Here is a 20,807-nt window from a genome sequence, read left to right as displayed (position 1 = left end):
CGGCCCGCTTCGCCAATCTCACCGCCGCCAGCTGCCGTTCCCGACAAGCACCGCGTTGTGATCAGCGAAGCCCGCTACTGTAGCACAGGTTTTTTGGGGATGGCAAGAAGTTCGGCAAATCGAAGCGAAAGTTCCCGTCGGCCTGATCAATCACCGATTCAGGAGTTCGCCGGCGAGCCCAACCTAGCCCTCCCATGCAGGCGTGCTGCGCAGGACTTCCTCAATGGTGGTGACGCCCTCGGCCACCTTCATCGCCCCGGCCAGGCGCAACGGGCGCAGTCCCTCCTGCACGGCCTGGCGGCGCAGGGCGCCGAGGTCGCCCAGTGACGTCTTGACCCCCTCGCTCACCGTCAGCAACTCGTACAGGCCGGCCCGGCCCCGGAAACCCGTATTGCGGCATTCGAGGCAGCCCACCGGCTTGTAGGGCTTGACGCCGCCGCCCAACCGCCAGTGGCGCACCAGCTCGTTGAGGCTTTCGCGCGTCACCGCCGGGTCGGGCTGTTTGCAGTGAGGGCATAGCGTGCGCACCAGGCGCTGTGCCAGCACGCCGATGACGGTGGCGCTGATCAGATAGCTCGGCACGCCCAGATCCTGCAGCCGCGTGATGGCCGACACCGAATCGTTGGTGTGCAGGGTGCTGAAGACGAGGTGGCCGGTCAGCGCCGCCTGGATGGCCATCTCCGCCGTCTCCAGGTCGCGGATCTCGCCGACCATGATGATGTCCGGGTCCTGGCGCATCAGCGCGCGCAGGCCCTCGGCGAAGCCGAAGTCCAGCTGGTTCTGCACCTGGGTCTGGTTGAAGGCCGGCTCGATCATCTCGATCGGGTCTTCGATGGTGGTGACGTTGACCTCGTCCGTTGCCAGGCGCTTGAGCGTGGAATAGAGCGTCGTCGTCTTGCCGCTGCCGGTCGGGCCGGTCACCAGGATGATGCCGTGGGGCTGCTTGACCAGCGCCTCCCAGCGGTCGGAGTCGTGCTGGCCGAAGCCCAGCGAGGCCAGGTCCTTCACCGCCGTGTCGGGGTCGAAGATGCGCATGACCATCTTCTCGCCGAAGGCCGTGGGCAGCGTCGACAGGCGCATTTCGACCTCGTCGCCGGCCGGGTTGCGCGTCTTGATGCGGCCGTCCAACGGGCGGCGCTTCTCCACCACGTCCATGCGGCCGAGCAGCTTGATGCGCGATGTCATCGCGCTCATCACCGTGGGCGGCAGCTGGTAGACCGTGTGCAGCACGCCGTCGATGCGGAAACGGATCACGCCCATCTCGCGGCGCGGCTCCAGGTGGATGTCGCTGGCGCGCTGATCGAAGGCGTACTGCCACAGCCAGTCGACGACCTGCACGACGCCCTGGTCGTTGGCGTCGAGCTGCTTGTTGCTCCTGCCCAGTTCGACGAGCTGCTCGAAGCTCGCCACCTGGCTCTGCTCGCCGGCCTTGGTTGCCGCGCGCACCGAGCGGGCCAGCGTGAAGAACTCGGTCGTGTAGCGCGCGATCTCCAGCGGGTTGGCGACGACCAGCTTGACCGGCTTGCGCACATGCGACTCGATCTGCGCCACCCAGGCGGTGTCGAAGGGCTCGGAGGTCGCGATGGTCACGTCCGTCAGCCCGAACTGCACCGGCAGGCAGCGCTTGGCCTCGGCATAGCCGATGGACATCACGTCGCCCACGCGGCCCACGTCCACCTTCAACGGGTCGATGCGCAGATAGGGCAGGCCCGCGCGCACGGCCAGCCACTCGGACAGCGCGTCCACGTCCAGCGGCTTGCCCGTGGCCAGGTGCACGAGGCTGGCGTGGCCCAGGCGCACCAGCGGGGGCAGCGCGCTGTCGCCGGCCGCGAAGCGCTGCTCGGTGCGGTTGGCCTGGGCCTCGTCGATGAGGCCATCTCGCAGCAGCCACTTCAACAGCTGCCGCCACTCCAGCCGGCCCTCGGGCCTGGTCGAGGAGGTGGACGAAGGCGAGGACGGCACGGTGGCGGGTCTGGGCTTCGGGTTCATCGGTGTCGGGCTCAAAGCGCTTGCAGGATGCTCATCGGCAGCGGCCTCACGAGGCGCAGCCACTTGCGGGCCGGCAGCTTGAAGCGCGATTCGATATTAGCCGCGCGCTGCTCCAGCACGTCCCGGTGCGGCACCTGCACGCCGCGCGCCGCGACGACGATGGTGTTGCCCTCCTTCGTCGGCGCCAGGCTCCAGACCTGGTCGGAGCCGAAGGCCCGGGCGATGCGCAGCGCGCTGCGCGCAAAGCTCGCACTGCGGCCGAACAGGTTGACCGTCATCAGCCCGCCGTCCGCCAGCACGCCGCGGCATGCGGCGTAGAAAGCCTCGTCATCCAGCACCGGCGAGGCGGCGTCGTGGTCGTAGAGGTCCACGTTCAGCACGTCGGCGGTCTGCAGGTTGGCATCTGCAGTCACCCAGCGCGCCGCATCCTCATTGACGACGTTCAGCCGCGCATCGTTGGGCGGCAGCCGGAACCACTGCCGGCAGGCCGCGATGACCTCGGGGTTGATCTCGACCGCCGTGGTCTGCATCTTCAGCGGACCATGACAAAAGCGCGTCAGCGCCGCGGCGCCCAGCCCGAGCTGCACGGCATGGCCCTCGCCCAGCAGGGCCGGGTCACGCCACAGCATCCAGGCACACATGCGCTGCACATATTCGAGCTCGATCTGATCGGGCTTGCGGATGCGCATTGCGCCCTGCACCCAGATCGAGTCCAGGTGCAGGAAGCGTACGCCGTCGAACTCGCTCAGCGTCGCCGGGCCCCAGGTCGGTTTTTTAGTTTTCGTCATCAGGCGGGCATCCTAGGTCACGCCAGATGCGGGCCGAGGCCGGCGCGCCAGGCGGCAATCTTGTCGTCCAGGCTCAGGCCGGCATGGGCCGGGCTGGTGGAGGGCAGGCGCAGCAGCGGCAGGCCCGCGTCGCCGAGGATGGCCTGCGTCTCGCGGTGGGCCAGCGCGCCGTTGCAGGCGATGGCGCGCAGCGCCGGCAGGCGCGGCAGCAGCTCGGCCAAGTCGCTGGGCGCCGCCGCCTCGATGGCCGTGTCCAGGCTGCCCTCGCGCCGGCAGGAGGCCACTGCGTCCCACAGGCCCACGCCATGCGCCAGCAGCGTGCGCAGCCGCAGCGCATAGGGCTGGCCCGGCAGGCCCGCCTCGCCCAGCAGCGCCGCCATCACGCGCCAGAAGGCATTGCGCGGATGGGCGTAGTACTGCGCCGCCTGCAGCGATGCCACGCCGGGGAAGCTGCCCAGCACCAGCACGCGCACGCCGGCGTCGGACACCGGCGCCAGGCCGCTCAGGCGCGGCGCGGCCTCGGGGTTTGCGGGATTGGTGGCCGCGCGGCGGCGCGGCGAAGATGGACGGGTCGGCAAGGGAGGAAAGAACTTGGTCTCGAACACCCCGGAGTGTGTCAGCGCCCCGCGCCTGCGCCGCCATGGCTGATCTCGTCGCGCGCATCACCGGCCTGTGGCGCTACCCGGTCAAGGCCTGCGCCGGCGAGGCGGTCGACGCGCTGAAGCTGGATGCCGACGGCTGGCCGGAGGACGACCGCGGCTGGGCCATCGCCGACGCCGCCGGCGAGCTGACCTGGATGGGCGCCCACCCGCGCCTGGCGCTGGTGAAGGCGAGGCTCACGCCCGAGCGGCTGGAGCTGCAGGCCGGCGGCCGCGGGCTCGCGCTGCCGCCCGACGCCGGCCAGCCGGTCGAGCTGCGTGCCTGGAACGGCGAGCGCCAGGACTTCGACCAGTTCGACGGCTGGGATGCCGGCGACGACGCCGCGGCGCTGCTGCGTGCGACGACTGGCGAGCGCCTGCGCCTCGTGCGCCTGAGTGCCGAGGCCCGGCGCCGCCCGGGGCTGAACGCGCTGCACCTCGTCGGCGACGGCTCGCTGCAGGCCTGGCAGCAGGCGCTGGCCCAGCCCCTGGCCGGCCTGGCCCAGCGCGCCCGCCCCAACCTGCTGCTCGGCGCCGAGGCGGGTGGTGAGCTGCCTGCCTTCATCGAGGACATCCTCGTCGAGATGCGCGTCGGCAGCCTCAGGCTCAGGCGCACCACGCCCTGCGTGCGCTGCGTCGTGCCCACGGTGGACCCGGCCAGCGGCAAGACCCAGCCGCCGGCGCTCGAGGCGCTGGCACGGCTCAGCGCCGAGCGTGCGCCGGGTGCACCGGTGCAGTTCGGCGTCTACCTGAACGGCAGCGGCGCCGGCTGGCTCGGCGTGGGCGACCGCGTCGAGCTGTCACTGGACTTTGGCAATCTCTGAATCCATGGACTTCAACCGGAGGAAGCAGGCATGAACACGGAAGCCATCTGGACCTTTCTGAGCACACAGGGTGCCGACTTCGGCCTCAAGGTGCTGGCCGCCATCGCCGCCTGGGTCGTCGGCCGCTGGCTGATCGCGCTGGCACTGCGCATCTTCACGGCCGCACTGGAGCGCGGCAAGCGCATCGACTCGACGCTGTCGGCCTATCTGCGCTCCATCCTCGGCGTGCTGCTGAACATCGTCCTCGTCCTCGCCATCCTGGACATCTTCGGCGTCAAGACCACCTCCTTCGCGGCCCTGCTGGCCGGCGCCGGCTTGGCCATAGGCACGGCCTGGGGCGGGCTGCTGACCCACTTCGCGGCCGGCGTCTTCATGCAGGTGCTGCGTCCCTTCAAGGTCGGCGACTTCATCCAGGCCGGCGGCGTGACCGGCACGGTGACCGAGATCGGCCTGTTCGGCACCACCTTCACGTCGCCCGACAACGTGCACACCATCGTCGGCAACAACACCATCTTCAGCAGCGCCATCCAGAACTATTCGACCTTGCCGCACCGCCGCGTCGACTGCGTCGCCAAGGTCGCCAACAGCGTCGACCCGCTGGACGCCATCGCCCGCCTCAAGCCCGTTGTCGCGGCCATACCCAATGTGCTGGCCCAGCCGGCGCCCGACATCGAGATCCTGCAGTTCACGCCCGAGGGCCCGCTGCTGTGCGTGCGGCCCTATTGCCACACCGACCACTACTGGCAGGTCTATTTCGACACCCACAAGGTCGTCGTCGCGACCTTCGGCGCGGCGGGCTACCCGGTGCCGGAAACACCCATCAGCCCGCGCAACCGCTGAAGCGCTTCCTGCGCATTGGCCGTCGTGATGGCGGCCGTCCGCTCCGGCGTCCAGCCGCGCAGTGCGGCCAGGCTCGCGGCGACGCGCGGCAGTTCGCCCGGCTCGTTGCGCGCGGTCGCGCCGGCCGCGCGCTGCCCGGCCGTCTTGTAGAGCCACTGCGGCGGGATGTCGGGCGCGTCGGTCTCCAGCACCAAGGCCTCTTCGGGCAATGAGGCCGCCAGGCGGCGGATCTGCAGCGAGCGCTCGAAGGTCAACGTCCCGCCGAAGCCGAGCTTGAAGCCGAGGTCGATGAAGGCCCGGGCCTGCTGCTCGCTGCCATTGAAGGCATGCGCAATACCGCCCCGCGTGAAGCCGACGCGGCGCAGGCCGGCCAGCAGCTGGTCCGCGCTGCGGCGCACATGCAGGATGACGGGCAGCTCGAAGCGCTTCGCGAGCCTGAGCTGCTCGACGTAGAAATGCTGCTGGGTCGCGGCATCCAACCCGGGCACGAAGAAGTCCAGGCCGATCTCGCCGACGGCGACGAGGCGCGGGTCGATGTGGTGCGTGGCCAGCGCCTCGGCCAGCACGGCGAGGTCGCCCTCGCTGGCCCGCATCACATAGAGCGGGTGGATGCCCAGCGCATAGGCGAAGCCCTGGCGGATCGCCAGCAGGCGCACGCTGTCGAAGTTGGCCGCCTCAACAGCGGGGATGACAATCTGCGTGAGACCCGCCGCCCGCGCCCGCGCGACCACGCCGTCACGGTCGGCGTCGAACTCGGCCGCGTCGAGGTGGCAGTGGGTGTCGATCCACATGCCTCTCGTTGTAACTCAGCGGAAGACGACGGTCCGGTTGCCGTTCAGCAGCACGCGATGCTCGGCATGCCACTGGATGGCCCGTGCCAGCGCCACGCATTCCATGTCGCGGCCGATGCCGACGAGCTGCTCGGGCGTGTAGCTGTGGTCGATGCGCGCGACCTCCTGCTCGATGATGGGGCCCTCGTCGAGGTCGCTGGTCACGTAGTGGGCGGTCGCGCCGATCAGCTTCACGCCGCGCTCATAGGCTTGGTGGTAGGGCTTGGCGCCCTTGAAGCTGGGCAGGAAGCTGTGGTGGATGTTGATGGCCTTGCCCGACAGATCGCGGCACAGCTCCGGCGACAGGATCTGCATATAGCGCGCCAGCACGACGAGGTCGATGTCGTTGTCGGCCATGACCTCGCGGATCTTGGCCTCCTGCGCGGCCTTCTGCGCGTCCGTCGCGCCCAGCAGCGGGAAGTGGTGGAAGGGAATGTTGTGCGAGGCCGCGAGCTGGTAGAAGTCGCGGTGGTTGGACACGATGGCCGGGATCTCGACATTCAGATGCCCGGTCTGCACGCGGAACAGCAGGTCGTTCAGGCAGTGGCCGAGCTTGGACACCAGCAGCAGCACACGGGTCTTGCGGGCACGCGCCACCAGCTCCCAATCCATGCCGAACTGCGCCGCCAGCGGCGCGAAGGCGGCCTGCAGCGCCCCCTCTTCCGCCTGGGCCTCGAACTCGATGCGCATGAAGAAGCGCGCATGGTCGGGGTCGCCGTGCTGGTGGGAGGTGACGATGTTGCCGCCCTGCTGCAGCAGCACGCCGGTCACCGCGTGCACGATGCCGGCGCGGTCCGGGCAGGAGAGCTTGAGAACAAAGCGCGGCATGGTCATGCAGGAGTCGATTGGAATTGCCCCGCAACCAGTCGCAGTTGCCGGTCGCAGCGCGCCGCGAGGTCGCGGTCGTGGGTGACGAGGATGAAGGCCGTGCCCTGCTCGCGGGCGCGCTCCAGCATCAGCGCGAAGACGGCGTCGGCCGTGTCGCGGTCGAGGTTGCCGGTGGGCTCGTCGGCCAGCACGCAGGCCGGCCGCGCGACCAGTGCACGGGCAATCGCGACGCGCTGGCGCTCGCCGCCGGACAGCTCGGCCGGGCGGTGCAGGCCGCGGTCCTTCAGGCCGACGCGGGCCAGCATGTCGGCCGCTGCGGCGCGAGCCTCGGCCGGCGTCTGCCGGCGGATGCGCAGCGGCATCGCGACGTTGTCCAGCGCGCTGAACTCGGGCAGCAGGTGATGGAACTGGTAGACGAAGCCCAGGTGCTGGTTGCGCCAGTGGCCGCGCTCGGCCTCGTCCATGCCGGCCAGCGCGCGGCCCATCAGCGTGACGCCGCCGGCGGTGGGCGCATCCAGGCCACCGAGCAGGTGCAGCAGCGTGCTCTTGCCCGAGCCCGAGGCGCCGACGATGGCCAGGGTCTCGCCCCGCTTCACGGCGAGGTCGATGCCGCGCAGCACGGTCACGTCCAGGCTGCCCTCGTGGAAGCGGCGGGTCAGGCCGGTGGCCTGTACGACGAGCTCATTCATAGCGCAGCGCCTCCGCCGGCTGCACGCGGCTGGCGCGCCAGCTCGGGTAGAGGGTGGCCAGGAAGGCCAGCACCAGGGACACGAGGGCGATGGGCACGATGTCGCCCTGCTGCGGGTCGCTGGGCATCTGGCTGATGACGTAGATGCTGCCGGGCAGGAAGCTGACGTTCAGCAGATGCTCGATGGCCGGCACGATGATGTCGATGTTGAAGGCCACGAGCAGGCCCAGCACCACGCCGGCCAGCGTGCCGATGACGCCGGACACGGCCCCCTGCACGATGAAGATGCCCATGATGGAGCGCGGGCTGGCGCCCAGGGTGCGCAGGATGGCGATGTCGCTCTGCTTGTCGGTCACCGTCATCACCAGCGTGGAGACAAGGTTGAAGGCCGCGACGGCGACGATCAGCGACAGCACGATGCTCATCATGCGTTTCTCGATCTGCACGGCGTCGAACCAGGTCGCGTTGGCGCGCGTCCAGTCGCGCACCAGGATGTCGGGGCCCATGCTGCGCGCCAGTTCACCGGCCACGCGGCGGGACTCGTGCACGTCGCGCAGCCGCAGCTGCACGCCGGTCGGGCCGCCGGTACGGAAGAGCTTGGCCGCGTCGTCGAGGTGGACCATGGCCAGGCCCGAGTCGTACTCGTAGTGGCCGGCGCTGAAGGTGCCCGCCACCGTGAACGCACGCAGCCGCGGCACGACGCCGGCCGGCGTGACTTGACCGCCCGGCGCCACCAGCGTGACCTTGTCGCCCACGCCCACATTGAGCTGGCGGGCCAGCTCGGCACCCAGCACGATGTTCCAGGCACCCGGCTGCAGCTTGGCGAAGGCCGCGTCCTTGAGCTGGGCGCCCAGGCCGGTGACCTGGGCCTCGTCGGCCGGTGAGATGCCGCGGATGACGGCGCCGCGCATGTCGTCGCCGCCGTGGGCGATCAGGCTCTGCGTGGCGATGAAGGGCGCCGCGCCGACGACCTCGGGGTTGGCCCGCGCCTTGGCCGCCGTGGCCTGCCAGTCGGGCAGGGCCTGGCCGGCGTAATCCAGCAGCTCGACGTGGGCGATGACGTTGAGCATGCGGTCGCGCACCTCCTGCTGGAAGCCGTTCATGACCGACAGCACGACGATGAGGGCCATCACGCCCAGCGCGATGCCCACCATGGACACGCCCGAGATGAAGCTGATGAAGCGGTTGCGCCGCCCGCCCCGGCCGGCGCGGACGTAGCGCCAGCCGACCTGGAGTTCAAACGGCAGGGACATGGGGCGGATGTGCGGCGTCGGGCATGGGGCCGGCATGGTAACTGGCGGCCCCAGCCTCCTGCCCGATCACGGCCTCTCGTTCGGGCCTCGGCGCAGCTCCCACTGCGCAAGCGTGACTTCGCGGTAGGGCACGGCCTGGGTCGACACCGTGCGCTCGAACCACGGCAGCGCCTCGCCGCGCCGGCCCTGGGCCGCGAGCTGCTGGCCGATGAAGAAATAGGCCTCAGCCAGGCGCAGCCTCTCCTGCTCGGGCTTGGCGCGCGCGGCCTTCAGCAGCGCGTCGCGGTCCAGTGCGCCGCCCAGGTAGCGCAGCAGCACGCCGCCCCATTCCTCGCGCGTGCTGTCCACGCTGGCCACCTCGTCGGCGATGGCGGCCTGACCACGCCCGCCCTGGCGCTCGGCCGCGAGGTAGAGCCACAGCAGCGTGAAGTGGCGCGCCTCGCCGCTGACGTTGGCGGCGTTGTCGCGCAGCGCCGCCTCGGCCTGGGCGTAGTCGCCCAGCATGAAGTGGGCTGTGCCCAGCCAGGCGCCGGGCCGGCTGCCGCTGTCGAGCCGGGCCTGGCTGCTGAAGGCGGCCAGCGCCTCGGCCGGCCGTGCCAGGCCGACCAGGGCCACGCCCTTGGCCTCCAGCGCGGCGGCGGCCTCCTCGGCGGGCGGCTGGCCCTGCAGGGCGAGTTCGGCATCGCGCAGCGCGCCGGCGAAGTCGCCCAGGGTGTTGCCGGCCTGGGCGCGCTCGGCCAGCACGCGGGCCGCGAGGCGGCTGCCGGGCTCCAGCCTGGGCAGCAGCAGCTGCCCGACCAGGCGGGTGATCTCGCTGGCCTGCAGGATCTGCAGCAGCGCGTCGGGCCGCGTGCCGCGGTACTTGGCCAGGCGCAGGTCGATGGCGGCGAACTCGGGCTCCAGCGACTTGTCGCGGAAGTCCAGCAGCGCCATCCGGGCCCGGCTGCTGGACAGCTGCCGCGCGCGGCCGACGCGCTCGCGGTAGCCCTCGAGGTCGGCCGGCAGTACCTCGTCGCCGCGCCGCTCGTAGCGGCTGACGGCGACGAGGCTGCTGCCCTGGGTCTCCACGCGGGATTGCAAGCTGAAGTGCTTGTCGGCGACCTGTTGTGGCGCCGGCGGCGCGGCCGTGAAGGGCTGCGGGCCGGTGACGGCGATGCGCAGCTCCATGCGGCGGGGGCCGTCCAGCATGAAGGGGTAGCGCCGGCGCGCCTCGGGCGGCAGGGCCAGCGCGTCACCCAGCTCGATGGCCGGCAGCTCCAGCTCCAGCATGCCGCGCGCGTACACGCCCGGCGCGGGATGCTCGAAGGCCAGCCTGAGCTCGAGCTCGTTGGCCGCGCGGTCGTCCACCAGCACCGGCGTGCCGACGCTGACCAGGCCGGGCACGGCCTTGACGTAATGCCCGCCGATGGCCTCGGCCAGGCGGTCGGTGCCGGCCTGGGCCACCATGGCGCGCCAGCGCTCGGCGGCCAGGCCGCTGGCCTTGAAGGACGTGGTCAGCCGGGCGGGGCGCTTCAGGTCGGACAGGTCCCAGTCCTGGCGGTAGCTCATCGCGTCCACCGCGAAGGCCGGCGGCGCGATGGCGACGGGCGCCTCGCTTTCACCCGGAGCCTGGCCACCGACGACCAGGCCGGCGCCGTAGGGGTAGTAGCCGCGCCTGTCCAGCGTCAGGCCCTGGCCGTTGATCGTCGGGTCGAGGAAATAGACCTGCTCGCCGACCTGCACGCGGCTGATGACGTGGTCGAAGCTGTCATGCGAAGGCAGGAAGTTGACCAGGCCGCGGTTGCGCTGCATGGACACCAGCGTGGGCCTGGCGTCTAGCCCCAAGCCGGCCAGCAGTGCGTTCAGCAGCATGACCTTGTCCTTGCAATCGCCCAGGCGCTCGGCCAGCGTCTTCGACGGGGCCTTGGGCCGGTGCGAGCTCTCGCCCAGGCTGACGGAGAAGTAGCGCACCTCGTCCTGCACGAAGCGCAGTGCCGCGGCCACCTGCTGCTCGGGCGTGCCGCCCTCGGCCTTGATCGCGGCGACGCGCTCGGCCACGGCCGGCTGCATGGGTTCGGGCGCGAACAGGCGCTGCGCCCACTGGTCCACCTCGGCCCAGCTGCCGTATTCGCTGACATGCAGGGCCGGGTAGACCTTGAACCAGGGCGGGGTGGCGGCCTCGTCGACGACCGGCGCGACATGCTCGCGCACCAGGCGCAGCACCTGGCGGCCCCCCTCCTCGAAGCGCTCGGGCACGAGGTCGGTGGCGATGCCCCTGACCTGCAGCTGCCGCTGCGGCGGGCCCTCGATGCGCAGGTGCAGGCGGTCGATGGGCGCGTCGGCCGCGACATGCAGCAGCGCCGCGAAGCGGCCCTCGAAGATGGGGTTCTCACCCTCCACCGTGTAGGCCACGTCGACGACGTCGCCCACGCGCACGTCGGCGATGACGACCAGCGCCGTGCGCACGCCATCGATCATCTGGCGCTCGAGCTGCTGCTCGCGGCGCATCAGCTCGATGCGGGCGTCCTTCAGCCTGTCCTCGCGCCGGCCGTCACGGATGACGCCGATCTGGTGGATGACGAGCTGCTGGTAGGCAGGGTTGAAGCTGATCTGCGGCTCCGAGACCTCGCGCAGCGTGGAGCTGTCCAGGGCCACGCGCTGCAGATGCAGGTAGCTGGCCGTCGCGGAGCGGGGCGCGAGCTGCACCTGCATGTCCACCAGCGGCTCGCGCCGCGCCTTCGCGCCGGGTGCAGCCGGTTGGGCCGCCGCGGCGCCGGCCACCGGCAGCGGCTTGACCCAGGCCGGCGCCGGGCCGAAACGGTAGCCCGCGCCGGCAGGCACGGCCGGATAGGGCGAGACGGCCTTGGCGCCCTTGGCCACCACCGGCTTGGCCGGCGGCGTCTGAGCCGAGGCCTGGCCCAGGAACAGGGTCAGCAAAAAGAACGCTGGCCAGAACTTCGAACTCATCGCGCCTCCCGGCTTGTCGCGGCAGGGATTGTGCAGTGCGTCATGCCGGGCCTCGTCAGTTTTCAGCATGCGCAGCGGCGCGGGACCAGACAGGGCGGCGATTCAGGCGTAGCCTGCTCGGGCCGCCGCGGCAGCAAGCGCAGCGGCCCAGGGCCGGCCGGCGCGCGGGGATCCGCGGCGGCCTGGCCCCACCCCGATTCCAGGTCCCCGCTGCAAGCCTGCAAGGAGAACCTCCATGGCGACCTATATCAGCCTGATGAACTTCACGGACCAGGGCGCAAAGACGATCAAGGAGACCGTGTCGCGGTCCGAGGCGGCCCAGAAGATGGCCAAGGAATACGGCATCACCTTCAAGTCCGTGCACTGGACGCTGGGCCAGTACGACTTCGTCTGCGAATTCGAGGCCAAGGACGAGGCGATGGCGGCCGCTTTCGGCATGGCCATCGCCAGCATGGGCAACGTCCGTGCGCAGACACTGCGTGCCTTCAGCGCCGACGAGACCAAGGCCATCATTGCCAAGATGCCCTGATGTTGGCCCCCGGCCCGGCGGGCCCGCTGGGCCGGGGCTCAATGCAGCATCTGCTCGACCTCGGCCGCCGGGTCGCCGGTGGCGGCGATCCTGGCGGCCAGCAGCTCCAGATCCAGGTGCAGGTGCTCGATCAGCTCGGGCACGGCCATCTTCAGCGCATGCACCGGCTCGTCGTGATGCTCGGCGGCGTCGGCCAGCACCTCGGCCACATGCAGCACCGCGGCGATCAGCGAGAAGGGGCGGATCTCCAGCGGCGCATTCGCATCCTTGAAGGCCTCGACCAGCGCCGCCGGAAACTGCCAGTGCGTCGCGAGCGATGCGGTCACGTCGGCATGGGTGCAGCCGAAACGGTGCTCCTCGAGCGAGAAGCGGCTGCCCGGCTCGGCCGCGTGGGCCTCGACGTCGGCCACCAGATGCGGCTCGTCCGCGGCCATCAGCAGCTGGCCGGTGCGCAGCATCAGGCCGGCGAGATAGGCGGTGTCGGACGTGCCGCCATCGGCACCCAGCATGCGGGCCAGGATGCGCGCGTAATTGGCCGTGGCGACGCTGTGGCGCCAGAAGACGGCGCGGTCCAGGCCCTTCACGCTCGGGAAGGCGCCGCTCAGGCAGGCCGCCATCGCGAGGTTGCGCAGCGTCTCCAGGCCCAGCGCATGGGCTGCGTCGACGACGCTGCCGATCTGGTGCGAAGGGCTGTAGTGGGCCGTGTTCGCCAGGCGCAGCACCCTGGCCGTCAGCGCGCCGTCTTTTTCGATCAGCGCGGCGATCTGCGACAGCCCCACGCTGTCGTCGTCGAAGCTCTTCAGCAGCCGCGAGGCCACCTCGGGCATGGTGGGCAGGGCGTTGTGCCTGACGAAGAAGCGTTCCGCAGCGGCTGTCATCACGGTCCCCCGGCGAGTGGCGGTCGGCCCAGTCTAGGACGAAGGCCGCGGCCTTGCCACGACTGAGTGCCTGTTCACCCCACGGCAGCAGGCCGCGCCGTGGGGTGAACAGGCCCTAAATGATCAGCAGCGCCCGGAAGTCGTTCACGTTGGTGTGCGTCGGCCCGGGCACCAGCAGGTCGCCCAGCGGCGCGAAAAAGCTGGCACTGTCGTGACCGTCCAGCAGGGCCTGCGGGTTCAGGCCGAGGGCGCGGGCGCGGCCCAGGCTGGTGGGCGTGAGCAGCGCGCCGGCATGCGGGCCGACGCCGTCGATGCCATCGGTGTCGGCGGCCAGCGCGTACACGCCGGGTTCGCCCTGCAGCGCCAGCGCGCAACCGAGCAGGAACTCGGTGGCCCGGCCCCCCTTGCCGGCGGGGCGGGCCGGGTCGACGGTGACCGTCGTCTCGCCGCCGGACAGGATCACGCAGGGCCGCGCAAAGGGCTGGCCGCGACGCGCGACCGCGCGGGCCAGGGCTGCGTGCAGGCCGCCGACGACGCGCGACTCGCCCTCGATCTCGTCGCTGAGGATGTAGGCCGCCAGGCCCTGGACGCGCGCCGCCTCGGCCGCCGCCTCCAGGCTCATCTGCGGCGTGGCCAGCATGACGAACTCGTGGCCGGCCTGGGCGAAATCGGCCGGCTTGGGCGTCTCGAAGGCGCCCGAGCCCAGGCCGGCGACAGCGGCGGGCGGCAGCTCGATGCGGTAGCGCCGGCAGATCGCCAGCGCATCGGCGCAGGTCGTCGCGTCGGCCACCGTCGGGCCGGAGGCGATGACGGCCGGCTCGTCGCCCGGCACGTCGCTGATCGCGATCGTCAGCAGGCGTGCCGGCGCGCAGGCCGCCGCCAGCCGCCCGCCCTTGATGGCGGACAGATGCTTGCGCACGCAGTTCATCTCGCCGATGGCCGCGCCGCTGTTCAGCAGCGCCCGATTGACCGCCTGCTTGTCGGCCAACGTCAGCCCCGGCGCGGGCAGGCTCAGCAGCGCCGAGCCGCCGCCCGAGATCAGGCAGATGACGAGGTCGTCGGTCGTCAGGCCGCGGGTCATGGCCAGCAGCCTCGCGCTGGCGGCCAGACCGGCGGCATCGGGCACGGGGTGGGCGGCCTCGACCACCTCCAGCCGCCGCGGCCGCCAGCCGTCGGGGATGTGGCCATAGCGCGTGATGACCAGGCCTGACAGCGGCGCGTCGGCCGGCCAGGCGGCCTCCAGCGCCTGCGCCATCGCCGCGCCCGCCTTGCCGGCGCCGAGCACCAGCGTGCGTCCTTTCGGCGGGGTTGGCAGATGGGCCGCAAGAACGCGCCCCGGCAGCGCGCGGGCCACGGCCACGTCGTAGAGCTGGCGCAGCAGCGCGCGTGGGTCGAGGCTCATGGTGCTTGCTGCGTCCAGCGGCCGATCAGGGCGCGTTCGTCTTCGGTGATGCCGGTGGCGTTGTTCAGCGGCATCGCGCGCTGCACGACGACCTGCTGGTAGATCTGGGCCCGGTGTGCGGCCAGGCCCTCGGCGCTGTCCAGGCGCACGCCCTTTTGCGCGGCCTCGCCGCTGTGGCAGGCCAGGCAGCGCGGGGCCACGACGGCCTGCAGCTGGGCCAGGCCGACCGGCCCGGCCGCGGCGGCGGTGGCCGGCCGAGGCGCGGGCGCCATCCACACGACGAGGCCGGCCAGCAGCGCCAGGACCAGCGCCACCGCGCCCCAGCTGTTGACGCCCTTGTGGCGCCTCACGAAGAACACGCGGATGGCCACGCCGGCGGCCATCAGCACGCTCAGAACAAGCCAGTTCCGCGGGTGCTGGTACAGGAAACCGTAGTGGTTGCTCAGCATCGCGACCAGCACCGGCAGGCCGAACCAGGTGTTGTGCACGCTGCGCTGCTTACCGCGCGCACCAAAGATGGGGTCGGGCTTCCGGCCCGCACGCATCTGCGCGATGACCTTGCGCTGGCCCGGGATGATCCAGTGCGCGACGTTGCCCGTCATCATGGTCGCCAGCGTCGCGCCGACGAGCAGGAAGGCCGCGCGCCCGGCGAACAGCTGGCAGGCCAGCCAGCTCGCGAAGACGATGAACAGGGCCACGGCGGCGAGCACGCGGCCGTCGTTGCCGATGCCGCCGTCGCGCGTGCGGCCTAGCGTCTGGCAGGCCGCCTCATAGACCACCGTGCCCATCAGCAGGAACACCAGGGCCGCCGCGACCGCCTGCCAGGACGCGCCCCAGGCGAAGACGCGCGGGTCGACCAGCATCTGGCCGGCGTTGCACAGGTAGAGCACGACGAAGAGGGCGAAGCCACTCATCCAGGTCCAGTAGCTCTCCCAGTAGAACCAGTGCAGGTCCTGGGGAAGGTTACCCGGCGCCACCATGTACTTCTGCGGGTTGTAGAAGCCGCCGCCGTGCACGGCCCAGAGCTCGCCGTCCACGCCCTTGGCCTTGAGGTCTTCGGCCACGGGCTTGACGAGGTGGTTGTCCAGCCAGACGAAGTAGAAGGACGCACCGATCCAGGCGATGACGGTGATGACGTGCAGCCAGCGCAGCAGCAGATTGGCCCAGTCGAGCAGGTAGATGTCCAAGTCGCGGTTCTCCATGGCTCCACCACGGCGGGTGCTGTGAAGCCTTCAAGGTCGCGTCCGCGAGGCCTTCCCGGCCCCGACACCGCTGCGACGGAGCGCCAGTTTATTGGGGCAGCGCCAGGATCTGGGCCAGCACGGCCACCGCAATGACGGCCGGCTGCTTGCCGGCCACGCCGGCCACGCCGATGGGGCAAGCGACCTCGGCCTGTTCGCCCTCCGTGAAGCCCCGCGCCAGCAGCCGCTGACGGAAGCTCGCCCACTTCGTGCGGCTGCCGATCAGGCCGATGAAGGCCAGGTCCTGCCGCTCGCGCTGGCGCTTCAGGCAGGCGGCCACGATGTCGAAGTCCTCGGCATGGCTGTGGCTCATGACGAGCACGGCCGAGCCGGCCGCGAGGTCGGCCACCGCATCGGCCGGCGGGTCGCAGACCTCCTGGCGCCAGTCATGGGCCGGGTCCACAGCCGGGAACTGGCCCTCGCGACTGTCGATCCAGTGCAGGGACAGCGGCAGCTCGCGAGCGATATGGGCGATGGCCTGGCCGACATGGCCCGCACCGAACAGGGCCAGCGGGCGCTGCAGCGGGCGCAGCAGGCGGGCGGCCAGGTCCTCGCCCGCCGCCACGCGCTCGAAGCGCAGCCACACGACGCCGCCGCAGCACTGCCCCAGGCTGGGACCGAGTGGGTAGCGCACTTCCTCGTCCAGCGCACCACCAGCCAGCGCGGCGCGCGCCCGGGCGATGGCGTCGAACTCCAGATGGCCGCCGCCGACCGTGCCGGTGATGGTGCCGGCCGCCACGGCCATCCAAGCACCCACCTCGCGCGGCACGCTGCCGCTGGTGCGGGCGACGGTGACGAGGATCAGCGTTTGTTCAGCTTCCACGGTAGGTCGAATAGCTCCACGGCGAGGCCAGCAGCGGCACGTGGTAGTGCGAGCCCTCGTCGGCGATGCCGAAGTCCAGCGGCACTTCGTCCAGGAAGGCCGGCTCGGCCAGGGCCTGGCCGCGGGCACGGAAATAGGCCGCCACCTCGAAAACCAGGCGGTAGCGGCCGGCCGTCAGCGTCGGGCCGTCCAGCAGCGGGCCGTCGGCGCGGCCGTCGGCGTTCAGGCTCAGGCTGCGCAGCCACTTCGGCCCTTCGGCATCGAAGCGGTAGAGGCGCACGGCCATGCCGGCGGCCGGGCAGCCGTTGGCGGTGTCCAGCACATGTGTGGTCAGCTTGCCCATCGAATCTCCTGAGTTGGGGCAAAGTTTAGGGATGAACGCGCCTCATCAGCCCCGGTATCCCCGCGACCTCGTCGGCTACGGCGAGAACCCGCCCCATGCGCAATGGCCCGGCCATGCCCGTGTTGCCGTGCAGTTCGTGCTGAACTACGAGGAGGGTGGCGAGAACTCGGTGCTGCATGGCGACGCCGGCAGCGAGCAGTTCCTGTCCGAGATGGCCAACCCGGCCAGCTACCCGGCCCGCCACCTGAGCATGGAGGGCATCTACGAATACGGTTCGCGCGTCGGCGTGTGGCGGCTCTTGAAGGAGTTCGAGAAGCGCGCGCTGCCGCTGACCGTGTTCGGCGTCGGCATGGCGCTGGAACGCCACCCGGACGTGACCCAGGCCTTCGTCGAGCTCGACCACGAGATCGCCTCGCACGGCTGGCGCTGGATCCACTACCAGAGCATGGAAGAGGACACCGAGCGTGCCCATCTGGCCCAGGCCATGGCGTCCCTCAAGCGCCTGACGCTCGGCCGCGACCCGCACGGGCTGGGCTGGTACACCGGCCGCGACAGCCCCAACACGCGCCGCCTGGTGGCCGACTTCGGCGGCTTCGAGTACGACAGCGACTACTACGGCGACGACCTGCCCTTCTGGCTGCAGGTGCGCAAGACCCATGGCGAGCTGGCGCCCCATCTGGTCGTGCCCTACACGCTGGACTGCAACGACATGCGCTTCGCCCTGCCCCAGGGATTCAGCCATGGCCAGCCCTTCTTCGAGTACCTGCGCGATTCCTTCGACCTGCTCTACGCCGAAGGCGCCGAGGCGCCGAAGATGATGAGCATCGGCATGCACTGCCGGCTGCTGGGCCGCCCTGGCCGCATGCGCGCGCTGCAGAAGTTTCTGGACCACATCGAGGCGCATGACCGCGTGTGGGTGTGCCGGCGGCTGGACATCGCGCGGCATTGGAAGACCGTGCACCCCTTCGACGCCAAGACGGCCTTTGTCTGGGAATGATGAAACTCGACGACCTCAACAACACCGGCACGGCCGACTTCGTCGCGCTGCTCGACGGTACCTACGAACACTCGCCCTGGATCGCCGAGCGCGCCGCTCCGTTGCGCCCCTTCAAGACGCTGGCCGCGCTGAAGGTGGCCCTGGCCCGCGCCGTGCGCGAGGCCACGATGGACGAGCAGCTCGGCCTGATCCGCGCCCACCCCGAACTGGCCGGCAAGGCCGCCGTCGCCGGCGAGCTGACGGCGGAGTCGACGAACGAGCAGCTCAGGGCCGGGCTGACCGCCTGCACGCCCAAGGAGTTCGCGAAGCTGCAGAAGCTCAACGCCGACTACAACGCCCGCTTCGGCTGGCCCTTCATCCTGGCCGTGCGCGGTCCGCGCGGCAGCGGCTTCACGCGCCAGGAAATCATTGCCACCTTCGAGCGTCGGCTGCGCGCCCACCCGGACGTCGAGCGGGCCGAATGCCTGCGCCAGATCCACCGCATCGCCGAGATCCGCCTGAACGACAAGTTCGGCGTGAAGCCTGCACTGGGCGAGCAGCTGTGGGACTGGGCCGCGGCGCTTGCCGGGCACAGCGAGGACGAGACCTTCCTGACCTGCACCTATGCGACGCCCACGCACACGACCGTCGCCGGGCAGCTGATGGCCTGGATGCGCGACTGCGGCTTCGACGAGGTCGGCCGCGATGCGGTCGGCAATGTCGTGGGCATCTACCGCGGCAGCAGCGACAAGCGTCTGCTGACCGGCAGCCACTACGACACCGTGCGCCGCGCCGGCCGCTTCGACGGGCGGCTGGGCATCTTCGTGGCCATGCTGGCCGTGCGCGAGTTGCACCGCGCCGGCAGGCGCCTGGCATTTGGCCTGGAGGTCGTCGGCTTCTCGGAGGAAGAGGGCCAGCGCTTTCCAGCCGACTTCCTCGGGTCGAGCACGCTGGTCGGCGCCTTCGACCCGGCCTGGCTGGGCCAGACCGACGCCGCCGGCACCACGCTGCGCGACGCGATGCAGGCCGCCGGCCTGCCCGGCACGATGGACGCCATCTCGGCCCTCGCGCGCGACCCGGGCCGCTACCTCGGCTTCGTCGAGGTGCACATCGAGCAAGGCCCGGTGCTGGACAGCCTGGACCTGCCGCTGGGCATCGTCACCAGCATCAACGGCAGCCGCCGCTACACCGGCGAGATCGTCGGCCTGGCCAGCCATGCCGGCACCACGCCCATGGGCCAGCGCCGCGACGCCGCGGCCGGCGTGGCCGAGCTGATCCTGTTCGCCGAGCAACGCGCCGCCGCCGTGCCGGACGTGGTCGCGACGGTCGGCATGCTGGAAGTGCCCGCTGGCTCCATCAACGTCATCCCCGGCCGCTGCCGTTTCAGCCTGGACCTGCGCGCAACGACCGACGCGGCCCGCGACGCGCTGGATGCCGACGTGCTCGCCAAGCTCGAAGAAATCTGCGAGCGCCGCGGTCTGAGCTACACGCTGCAACCCACGCTGGCCGCCAACGCGGCGCCCAGCGATGCGGCTTGGCAATCGCGGTGGGAGGCCGCCGTCGGCGAGCTGGGCCTGCCGATCCACCGACTGCCGTCCGGCGCCGGGCATGACGCGATGAAGATCCACGAGTTGCTGCTGCAGGCCATGCTGTTCGTGCGCGGCGGCAATGGGGGCATCAGCCACAACCCGTTGGAGTCGGTGACAACGGATGATGCCCAACTCGCCATCGATGCTTTCCGGCAACTGATCGAGAACCTGAATGTCTAAACTTCTGGGCGCCTGGATCGCCAATCACTTCGACGACGAAGTCCGCTTCCTCCAAGCCCTCGTCCGCATCCCCACCGACACCCCGCCCGGCAACAACGCGCCGCATGCGGAGCGCACTGCCGAGCTGCTGACGGCCCTCGGCTTCGCGGTCGAGAAGCACGCCGTGCCCGCGGCCGACGTACAGGCCGCCGGCATGCAGTCCATCACCAACCTGATAGCTCGCCACCGTTTTTCCGACGACGGCCCGACGATCGCGCTGAACGCGCACGGCGACGTGGTGCCGCCGGGCGAAGGCTGGACGCATGAGCCCTATGGCGCCGAGATCGTGGACGGCAAGCTCTATGGCCGCGCCGCTGCCGTCAGCAAGAGCGACTTCGCGACCTACACCTTTGCGCTGCTGGCGCTGAAGAACTCGGGCCTGAAGCTGAAGGGTGCCGTCGAACTGCATTTCACCTACGACGAGGAGCTCGGCGGCGAGCTGGGCCCGGGCTGGCTGCTCAAGCAGGGCCTGACGAAGCCCGACTACCTGATCGCCGCCGGCTTCAGCTACCAGGTCGTCACGGCGCACAACGGCTGCCTGCAGATGGAGGTCACGCTGCATGGCCTGGCCTCGCATGCGGCCTATCCGGAGACGGGCATCGACGCGCTGCAGGCCGCGACCCAGCTGCTCACCGCCCTCTACGCCCACAACGAGGTGCTGAAGACGCGGCGCTCCGGCGTGCCGGGCATCACCCACCCCTATCTCAACGTCGGGCGCATCGAGGGCGGCAGCAACACCAACGTCATCCCCGGCAAGGTGGTGCTGAAGCTGGACCGCCGCATGATCCCCGAGGAAGACCCGGTGGCGGTGGAGGCCGAGGTGCGCGCGCTGATCGAGGCCGCCGTGGCGCAGAGCCCCGGCATCAGGCTCGACATCAGGCGCCTGCTGCTCGCCAACTCGATGCAGCCCCTGCCCGGCGCCGCGCCGCTGGTGGCCGCGCTGCAGCAGGCCGGCGAGGCGGTGTTCGGCGAGCCCATCCCGACCTCGGGCACGCCGCTCTACACCGACGTTCGCCTCTACACCGCCCACGGCATCCCGGCCGCCATCTACGGCGCCGGGCCGCGCACGGTGCTGGAGAGCAATGCCAAGCGGGCGGACGAGCATCTGGTGCTGGACGACCTGCGCCGCGCGACGCAGGTGGTGGCGCGGGCTCTGGCCGGGCTGCTGGCGGCCACGTGAAGC

General features: G+C 70.8%; 19 protein-coding genes. 6 read left to right on the top strand and 13 right to left on the bottom strand.

All coding sequences use genetic code 11. The features are described from left to right. Window positions 1–183: 183 nt before the first annotated feature. Genes tfpB through EV671_RS23305 form a run of 3 tightly spaced genes read right to left on the bottom strand, consistent with a single transcriptional unit; the run spans window position 184 to window position 3,355 of the window. Window positions 184–1,989: a type IV pilus assembly ATPase TfpB gene (tfpB, locus tag EV671_RS23315; protein WP_132576317.1), complete on the bottom strand. Its 1,806-nt coding sequence runs from the start codon at window positions 1,987–1,989 to the stop codon at window positions 184–186. Between the two features lie 11 nt (window positions 1,990–2,000). Continuing rightward, the gene (locus tag EV671_RS23310; protein WP_132576316.1) at window positions 2,001–2,777 is read right to left on the bottom strand and encodes a spermine/spermidine synthase domain-containing protein; all 777 of its coding nucleotides are present in this window, start codon (window positions 2,775–2,777) and stop codon (window positions 2,001–2,003) included. A gap of 17 nt (window positions 2,778–2,794) precedes the next feature. Then, complete coding sequence (locus EV671_RS23305) at window positions 2,795–3,355, bottom strand: DNA-deoxyinosine glycosylase (protein WP_132576315.1); 561 nt, start codon at window positions 3,353–3,355, stop codon at window positions 2,795–2,797. A 62-nt stretch (window positions 3,356–3,417) separates the two neighbouring features. Here EV671_RS23305 and EV671_RS23300 point away from each other — a divergent pair, with 62 nt between their 5' ends. Together EV671_RS23300 and EV671_RS23295 are read left to right on the top strand one after the other, a co-directional pair. Then, window positions 3,418–4,239: an MOSC domain-containing protein gene (locus tag EV671_RS23300; RefSeq protein WP_165917698.1), complete on the top strand. Its 822-nt coding sequence runs from the start codon at window positions 3,418–3,420 to the stop codon at window positions 4,237–4,239. 30 nt (window positions 4,240–4,269) lie between these two features. Next, window positions 4,270–5,079, top strand: coding sequence for a mechanosensitive ion channel family protein (locus EV671_RS23295; protein ID WP_132576313.1), 810 nt, complete (start codon window positions 4,270–4,272; stop codon window positions 5,077–5,079). Here the strand turns inward: EV671_RS23295 and EV671_RS23290 are convergent. The 5 genes from EV671_RS23290 to EV671_RS23270 all read right to left on the bottom strand — a co-directional run bounded on the left by EV671_RS23290 (window position 5,037) and on the right by EV671_RS23270 (window position 11,624). Next, window positions 5,037–5,870, bottom strand: a complete 834-nt coding sequence (locus EV671_RS23290; RefSeq protein WP_132576312.1) for a TatD family hydrolase — start codon at window positions 5,868–5,870, stop codon at window positions 5,037–5,039. The two genes, EV671_RS23295 and EV671_RS23290, sit on opposite strands and share 43 nt — an antisense overlap. Window positions 5,871–5,885: 15 nt before the next feature. Further along, window positions 5,886–6,743 carry a formyltetrahydrofolate deformylase gene (purU, locus tag EV671_RS23285; protein WP_132576311.1) on the bottom strand — a complete coding sequence of 286 codons (858 nt, stop codon included), beginning with the start codon at window positions 6,741–6,743 and terminating at the stop codon, window positions 5,886–5,888. After that, window positions 6,740–7,426 carry a lipoprotein-releasing ABC transporter ATP-binding protein LolD gene (gene lolD, locus EV671_RS23280; RefSeq protein WP_132576310.1) on the bottom strand — a complete coding sequence of 229 codons (687 nt, stop codon included), beginning with the start codon at window positions 7,424–7,426 and terminating at the stop codon, window positions 6,740–6,742. The genes purU and lolD overlap by 4 nt, the downstream gene beginning before the upstream one ends. Next, entirely contained in the window at window positions 7,419–8,678 is a 1,260-nt protein-coding gene (locus EV671_RS23275) for a lipoprotein-releasing ABC transporter permease subunit (RefSeq protein WP_132576309.1), read from the bottom strand. The genes lolD and EV671_RS23275 overlap by 8 nt, the downstream gene beginning before the upstream one ends. Window positions 8,679–8,744: 66 nt before the next feature. Then, the gene (locus EV671_RS23270; protein ID WP_165917697.1) at window positions 8,745–11,624 is read right to left on the bottom strand and encodes a DUF3857 domain-containing protein; all 2,880 of its coding nucleotides are present in this window, start codon (window positions 11,622–11,624) and stop codon (window positions 8,745–8,747) included. A gap of 235 nt (window positions 11,625–11,859) precedes the next feature. On the opposite strand from EV671_RS23270, the gene EV671_RS23265 reads away from it, so the two are divergent. Next, window positions 11,860–12,153: a GYD domain-containing protein gene (locus EV671_RS23265; protein ID WP_132576307.1), complete on the top strand. Its 294-nt coding sequence runs from the start codon at window positions 11,860–11,862 to the stop codon at window positions 12,151–12,153. Between the two features lie 38 nt (window positions 12,154–12,191). Here the strand turns inward: EV671_RS23265 and EV671_RS23260 are convergent, their stop codons facing one another. From EV671_RS23260 to uraH, 5 genes are all read right to left on the bottom strand, one after another. After that, a complete protein-coding gene (locus tag EV671_RS23260) occupies window positions 12,192–13,031 on the bottom strand; it encodes an HDOD domain-containing protein (protein ID WP_132576306.1) in 840 nt (279 codons plus the stop codon). 115 nt (window positions 13,032–13,146) lie between these two features. Continuing rightward, window positions 13,147–14,433: a glycerate kinase type-2 family protein gene (locus EV671_RS23255; RefSeq protein WP_132576305.1), complete on the bottom strand. Its 1,287-nt coding sequence runs from the start codon at window positions 14,431–14,433 to the stop codon at window positions 13,147–13,149. Continuing rightward, on the bottom strand, window positions 14,430–15,635 hold the full coding sequence (locus EV671_RS23250; RefSeq protein WP_132576304.1) for a urate hydroxylase PuuD: 1,206 nt from the start codon (window positions 15,633–15,635) through the stop codon (window positions 14,430–14,432). The genes EV671_RS23255 and EV671_RS23250 overlap by 4 nt, the downstream gene beginning before the upstream one ends. Window positions 15,636–15,723: 88 nt before the next feature. Further along, window positions 15,724–16,497: a xanthine dehydrogenase accessory protein XdhC gene (gene xdhC, locus EV671_RS23245; protein WP_243655857.1), complete on the bottom strand. Its 774-nt coding sequence runs from the start codon at window positions 16,495–16,497 to the stop codon at window positions 15,724–15,726. Continuing rightward, a complete protein-coding gene (gene uraH / locus EV671_RS23240; RefSeq protein WP_132576303.1) occupies window positions 16,487–16,840 on the bottom strand; it encodes a hydroxyisourate hydrolase in 354 nt (117 codons plus the stop codon). Before uraH ends, xdhC begins: the two co-directional genes overlap by 11 nt. Before the next feature lie 31 nt (window positions 16,841–16,871). Between uraH and puuE the strand changes: the two genes are divergently transcribed. Genes puuE through EV671_RS23225 form a run of 3 tightly spaced genes read left to right on the top strand, consistent with a single transcriptional unit; the run spans window position 16,872 to window position 20,804 of the window. Further along, on the top strand, window positions 16,872–17,837 hold the full coding sequence (gene puuE / locus EV671_RS23235) for an allantoinase PuuE (RefSeq protein WP_132576302.1): 966 nt from the start codon (window positions 16,872–16,874) through the stop codon (window positions 17,835–17,837). Continuing rightward, window positions 17,834–19,585 (top strand): 2-oxo-4-hydroxy-4-carboxy-5-ureidoimidazoline decarboxylase, encoded by a 1,752-nt coding sequence (uraD, locus tag EV671_RS23230; protein ID WP_132576301.1) that lies wholly within the window; start codon window positions 17,834–17,836, stop codon window positions 19,583–19,585. The genes puuE and uraD overlap by 4 nt, the downstream gene beginning before the upstream one ends. Next, on the top strand, window positions 19,578–20,804 hold the full coding sequence (locus EV671_RS23225) for a M20/M25/M40 family metallo-hydrolase (protein WP_132576300.1): 1,227 nt from the start codon (window positions 19,578–19,580) through the stop codon (window positions 20,802–20,804). Before uraD ends, EV671_RS23225 begins: the two co-directional genes overlap by 8 nt. The last annotated feature ends 3 nt before the right edge of the window (window positions 20,805–20,807 follow it).

The sequence above is a fragment of the Roseateles saccharophilus genome (genome assembly GCF_004342485.1).
GTDB classification, from domain to species: Bacteria; Pseudomonadota; Gammaproteobacteria; order Burkholderiales; family Burkholderiaceae_C; genus Pelomonas; species Pelomonas saccharophila.
The sequence above is the reverse complement of the archived record's forward strand: the minus strand, read 5'-3'. Positions and strand labels throughout refer to the sequence as shown.

What these genes read in the sequence shown, in the direction of transcription:
- EV671_RS23310 (WP_132576316.1), bottom strand. Translation starts at nt 2,777, where the DNA reads ATGACGAAAACTAAAAAACCGACCTGGGGCCCGGCGACGCTGAGCGAG.
- EV671_RS23255 (WP_132576305.1), bottom strand. Translation starts at nt 14,433, where the DNA reads ATGAGCCTCGACCCACGCGCGCTGCTGCGCCAGCTCTACGACGTGGCC.
- purU (WP_132576311.1), bottom strand. Translation starts at nt 6,743, where the DNA reads ATGACCATGCCGCGCTTTGTTCTCAAGCTCTCCTGCCCGGACCGCGCC.
- EV671_RS23250 (WP_132576304.1), bottom strand. Translation starts at nt 15,635, where the DNA reads ATGGAGAACCGCGACTTGGACATCTACCTGCTCGACTGGGCCAATCTG.
- EV671_RS23300 (WP_165917698.1), top strand. Translation starts at nt 3,418, where the DNA reads ATGGCTGATCTCGTCGCGCGCATCACCGGCCTGTGGCGCTACCCGGTC.
- puuE (WP_132576302.1), top strand. Translation starts at nt 16,872, where the DNA reads ATGAACGCGCCTCATCAGCCCCGGTATCCCCGCGACCTCGTCGGCTAC.
- EV671_RS23290 (WP_132576312.1), bottom strand. Translation starts at nt 5,870, where the DNA reads ATGTGGATCGACACCCACTGCCACCTCGACGCGGCCGAGTTCGACGCC.
- EV671_RS23265 (WP_132576307.1), top strand. Translation starts at nt 11,860, where the DNA reads ATGGCGACCTATATCAGCCTGATGAACTTCACGGACCAGGGCGCAAAG.
- tfpB (WP_132576317.1), bottom strand. Translation starts at nt 1,989, where the DNA reads ATGAACCCGAAGCCCAGACCCGCCACCGTGCCGTCCTCGCCTTCGTCC.
- EV671_RS23270 (WP_165917697.1), bottom strand. Translation starts at nt 11,624, where the DNA reads ATGAGTTCGAAGTTCTGGCCAGCGTTCTTTTTGCTGACCCTGTTCCTG.
- uraD (WP_132576301.1), top strand. Translation starts at nt 17,834, where the DNA reads ATGATGAAACTCGACGACCTCAACAACACCGGCACGGCCGACTTCGTC.
- EV671_RS23260 (WP_132576306.1), bottom strand. Translation starts at nt 13,031, where the DNA reads ATGACAGCCGCTGCGGAACGCTTCTTCGTCAGGCACAACGCCCTGCCC.
- EV671_RS23295 (WP_132576313.1), top strand. Translation starts at nt 4,270, where the DNA reads ATGAACACGGAAGCCATCTGGACCTTTCTGAGCACACAGGGTGCCGAC.
- EV671_RS23275 (WP_132576309.1), bottom strand. Translation starts at nt 8,678, where the DNA reads ATGTCCCTGCCGTTTGAACTCCAGGTCGGCTGGCGCTACGTCCGCGCC.
- lolD (WP_132576310.1), bottom strand. Translation starts at nt 7,426, where the DNA reads ATGAATGAGCTCGTCGTACAGGCCACCGGCCTGACCCGCCGCTTCCAC.
- EV671_RS23225 (WP_132576300.1), top strand. Translation starts at nt 19,578, where the DNA reads ATGTCTAAACTTCTGGGCGCCTGGATCGCCAATCACTTCGACGACGAA.
- uraH (WP_132576303.1), bottom strand. Translation starts at nt 16,840, where the DNA reads ATGGGCAAGCTGACCACACATGTGCTGGACACCGCCAACGGCTGCCCG.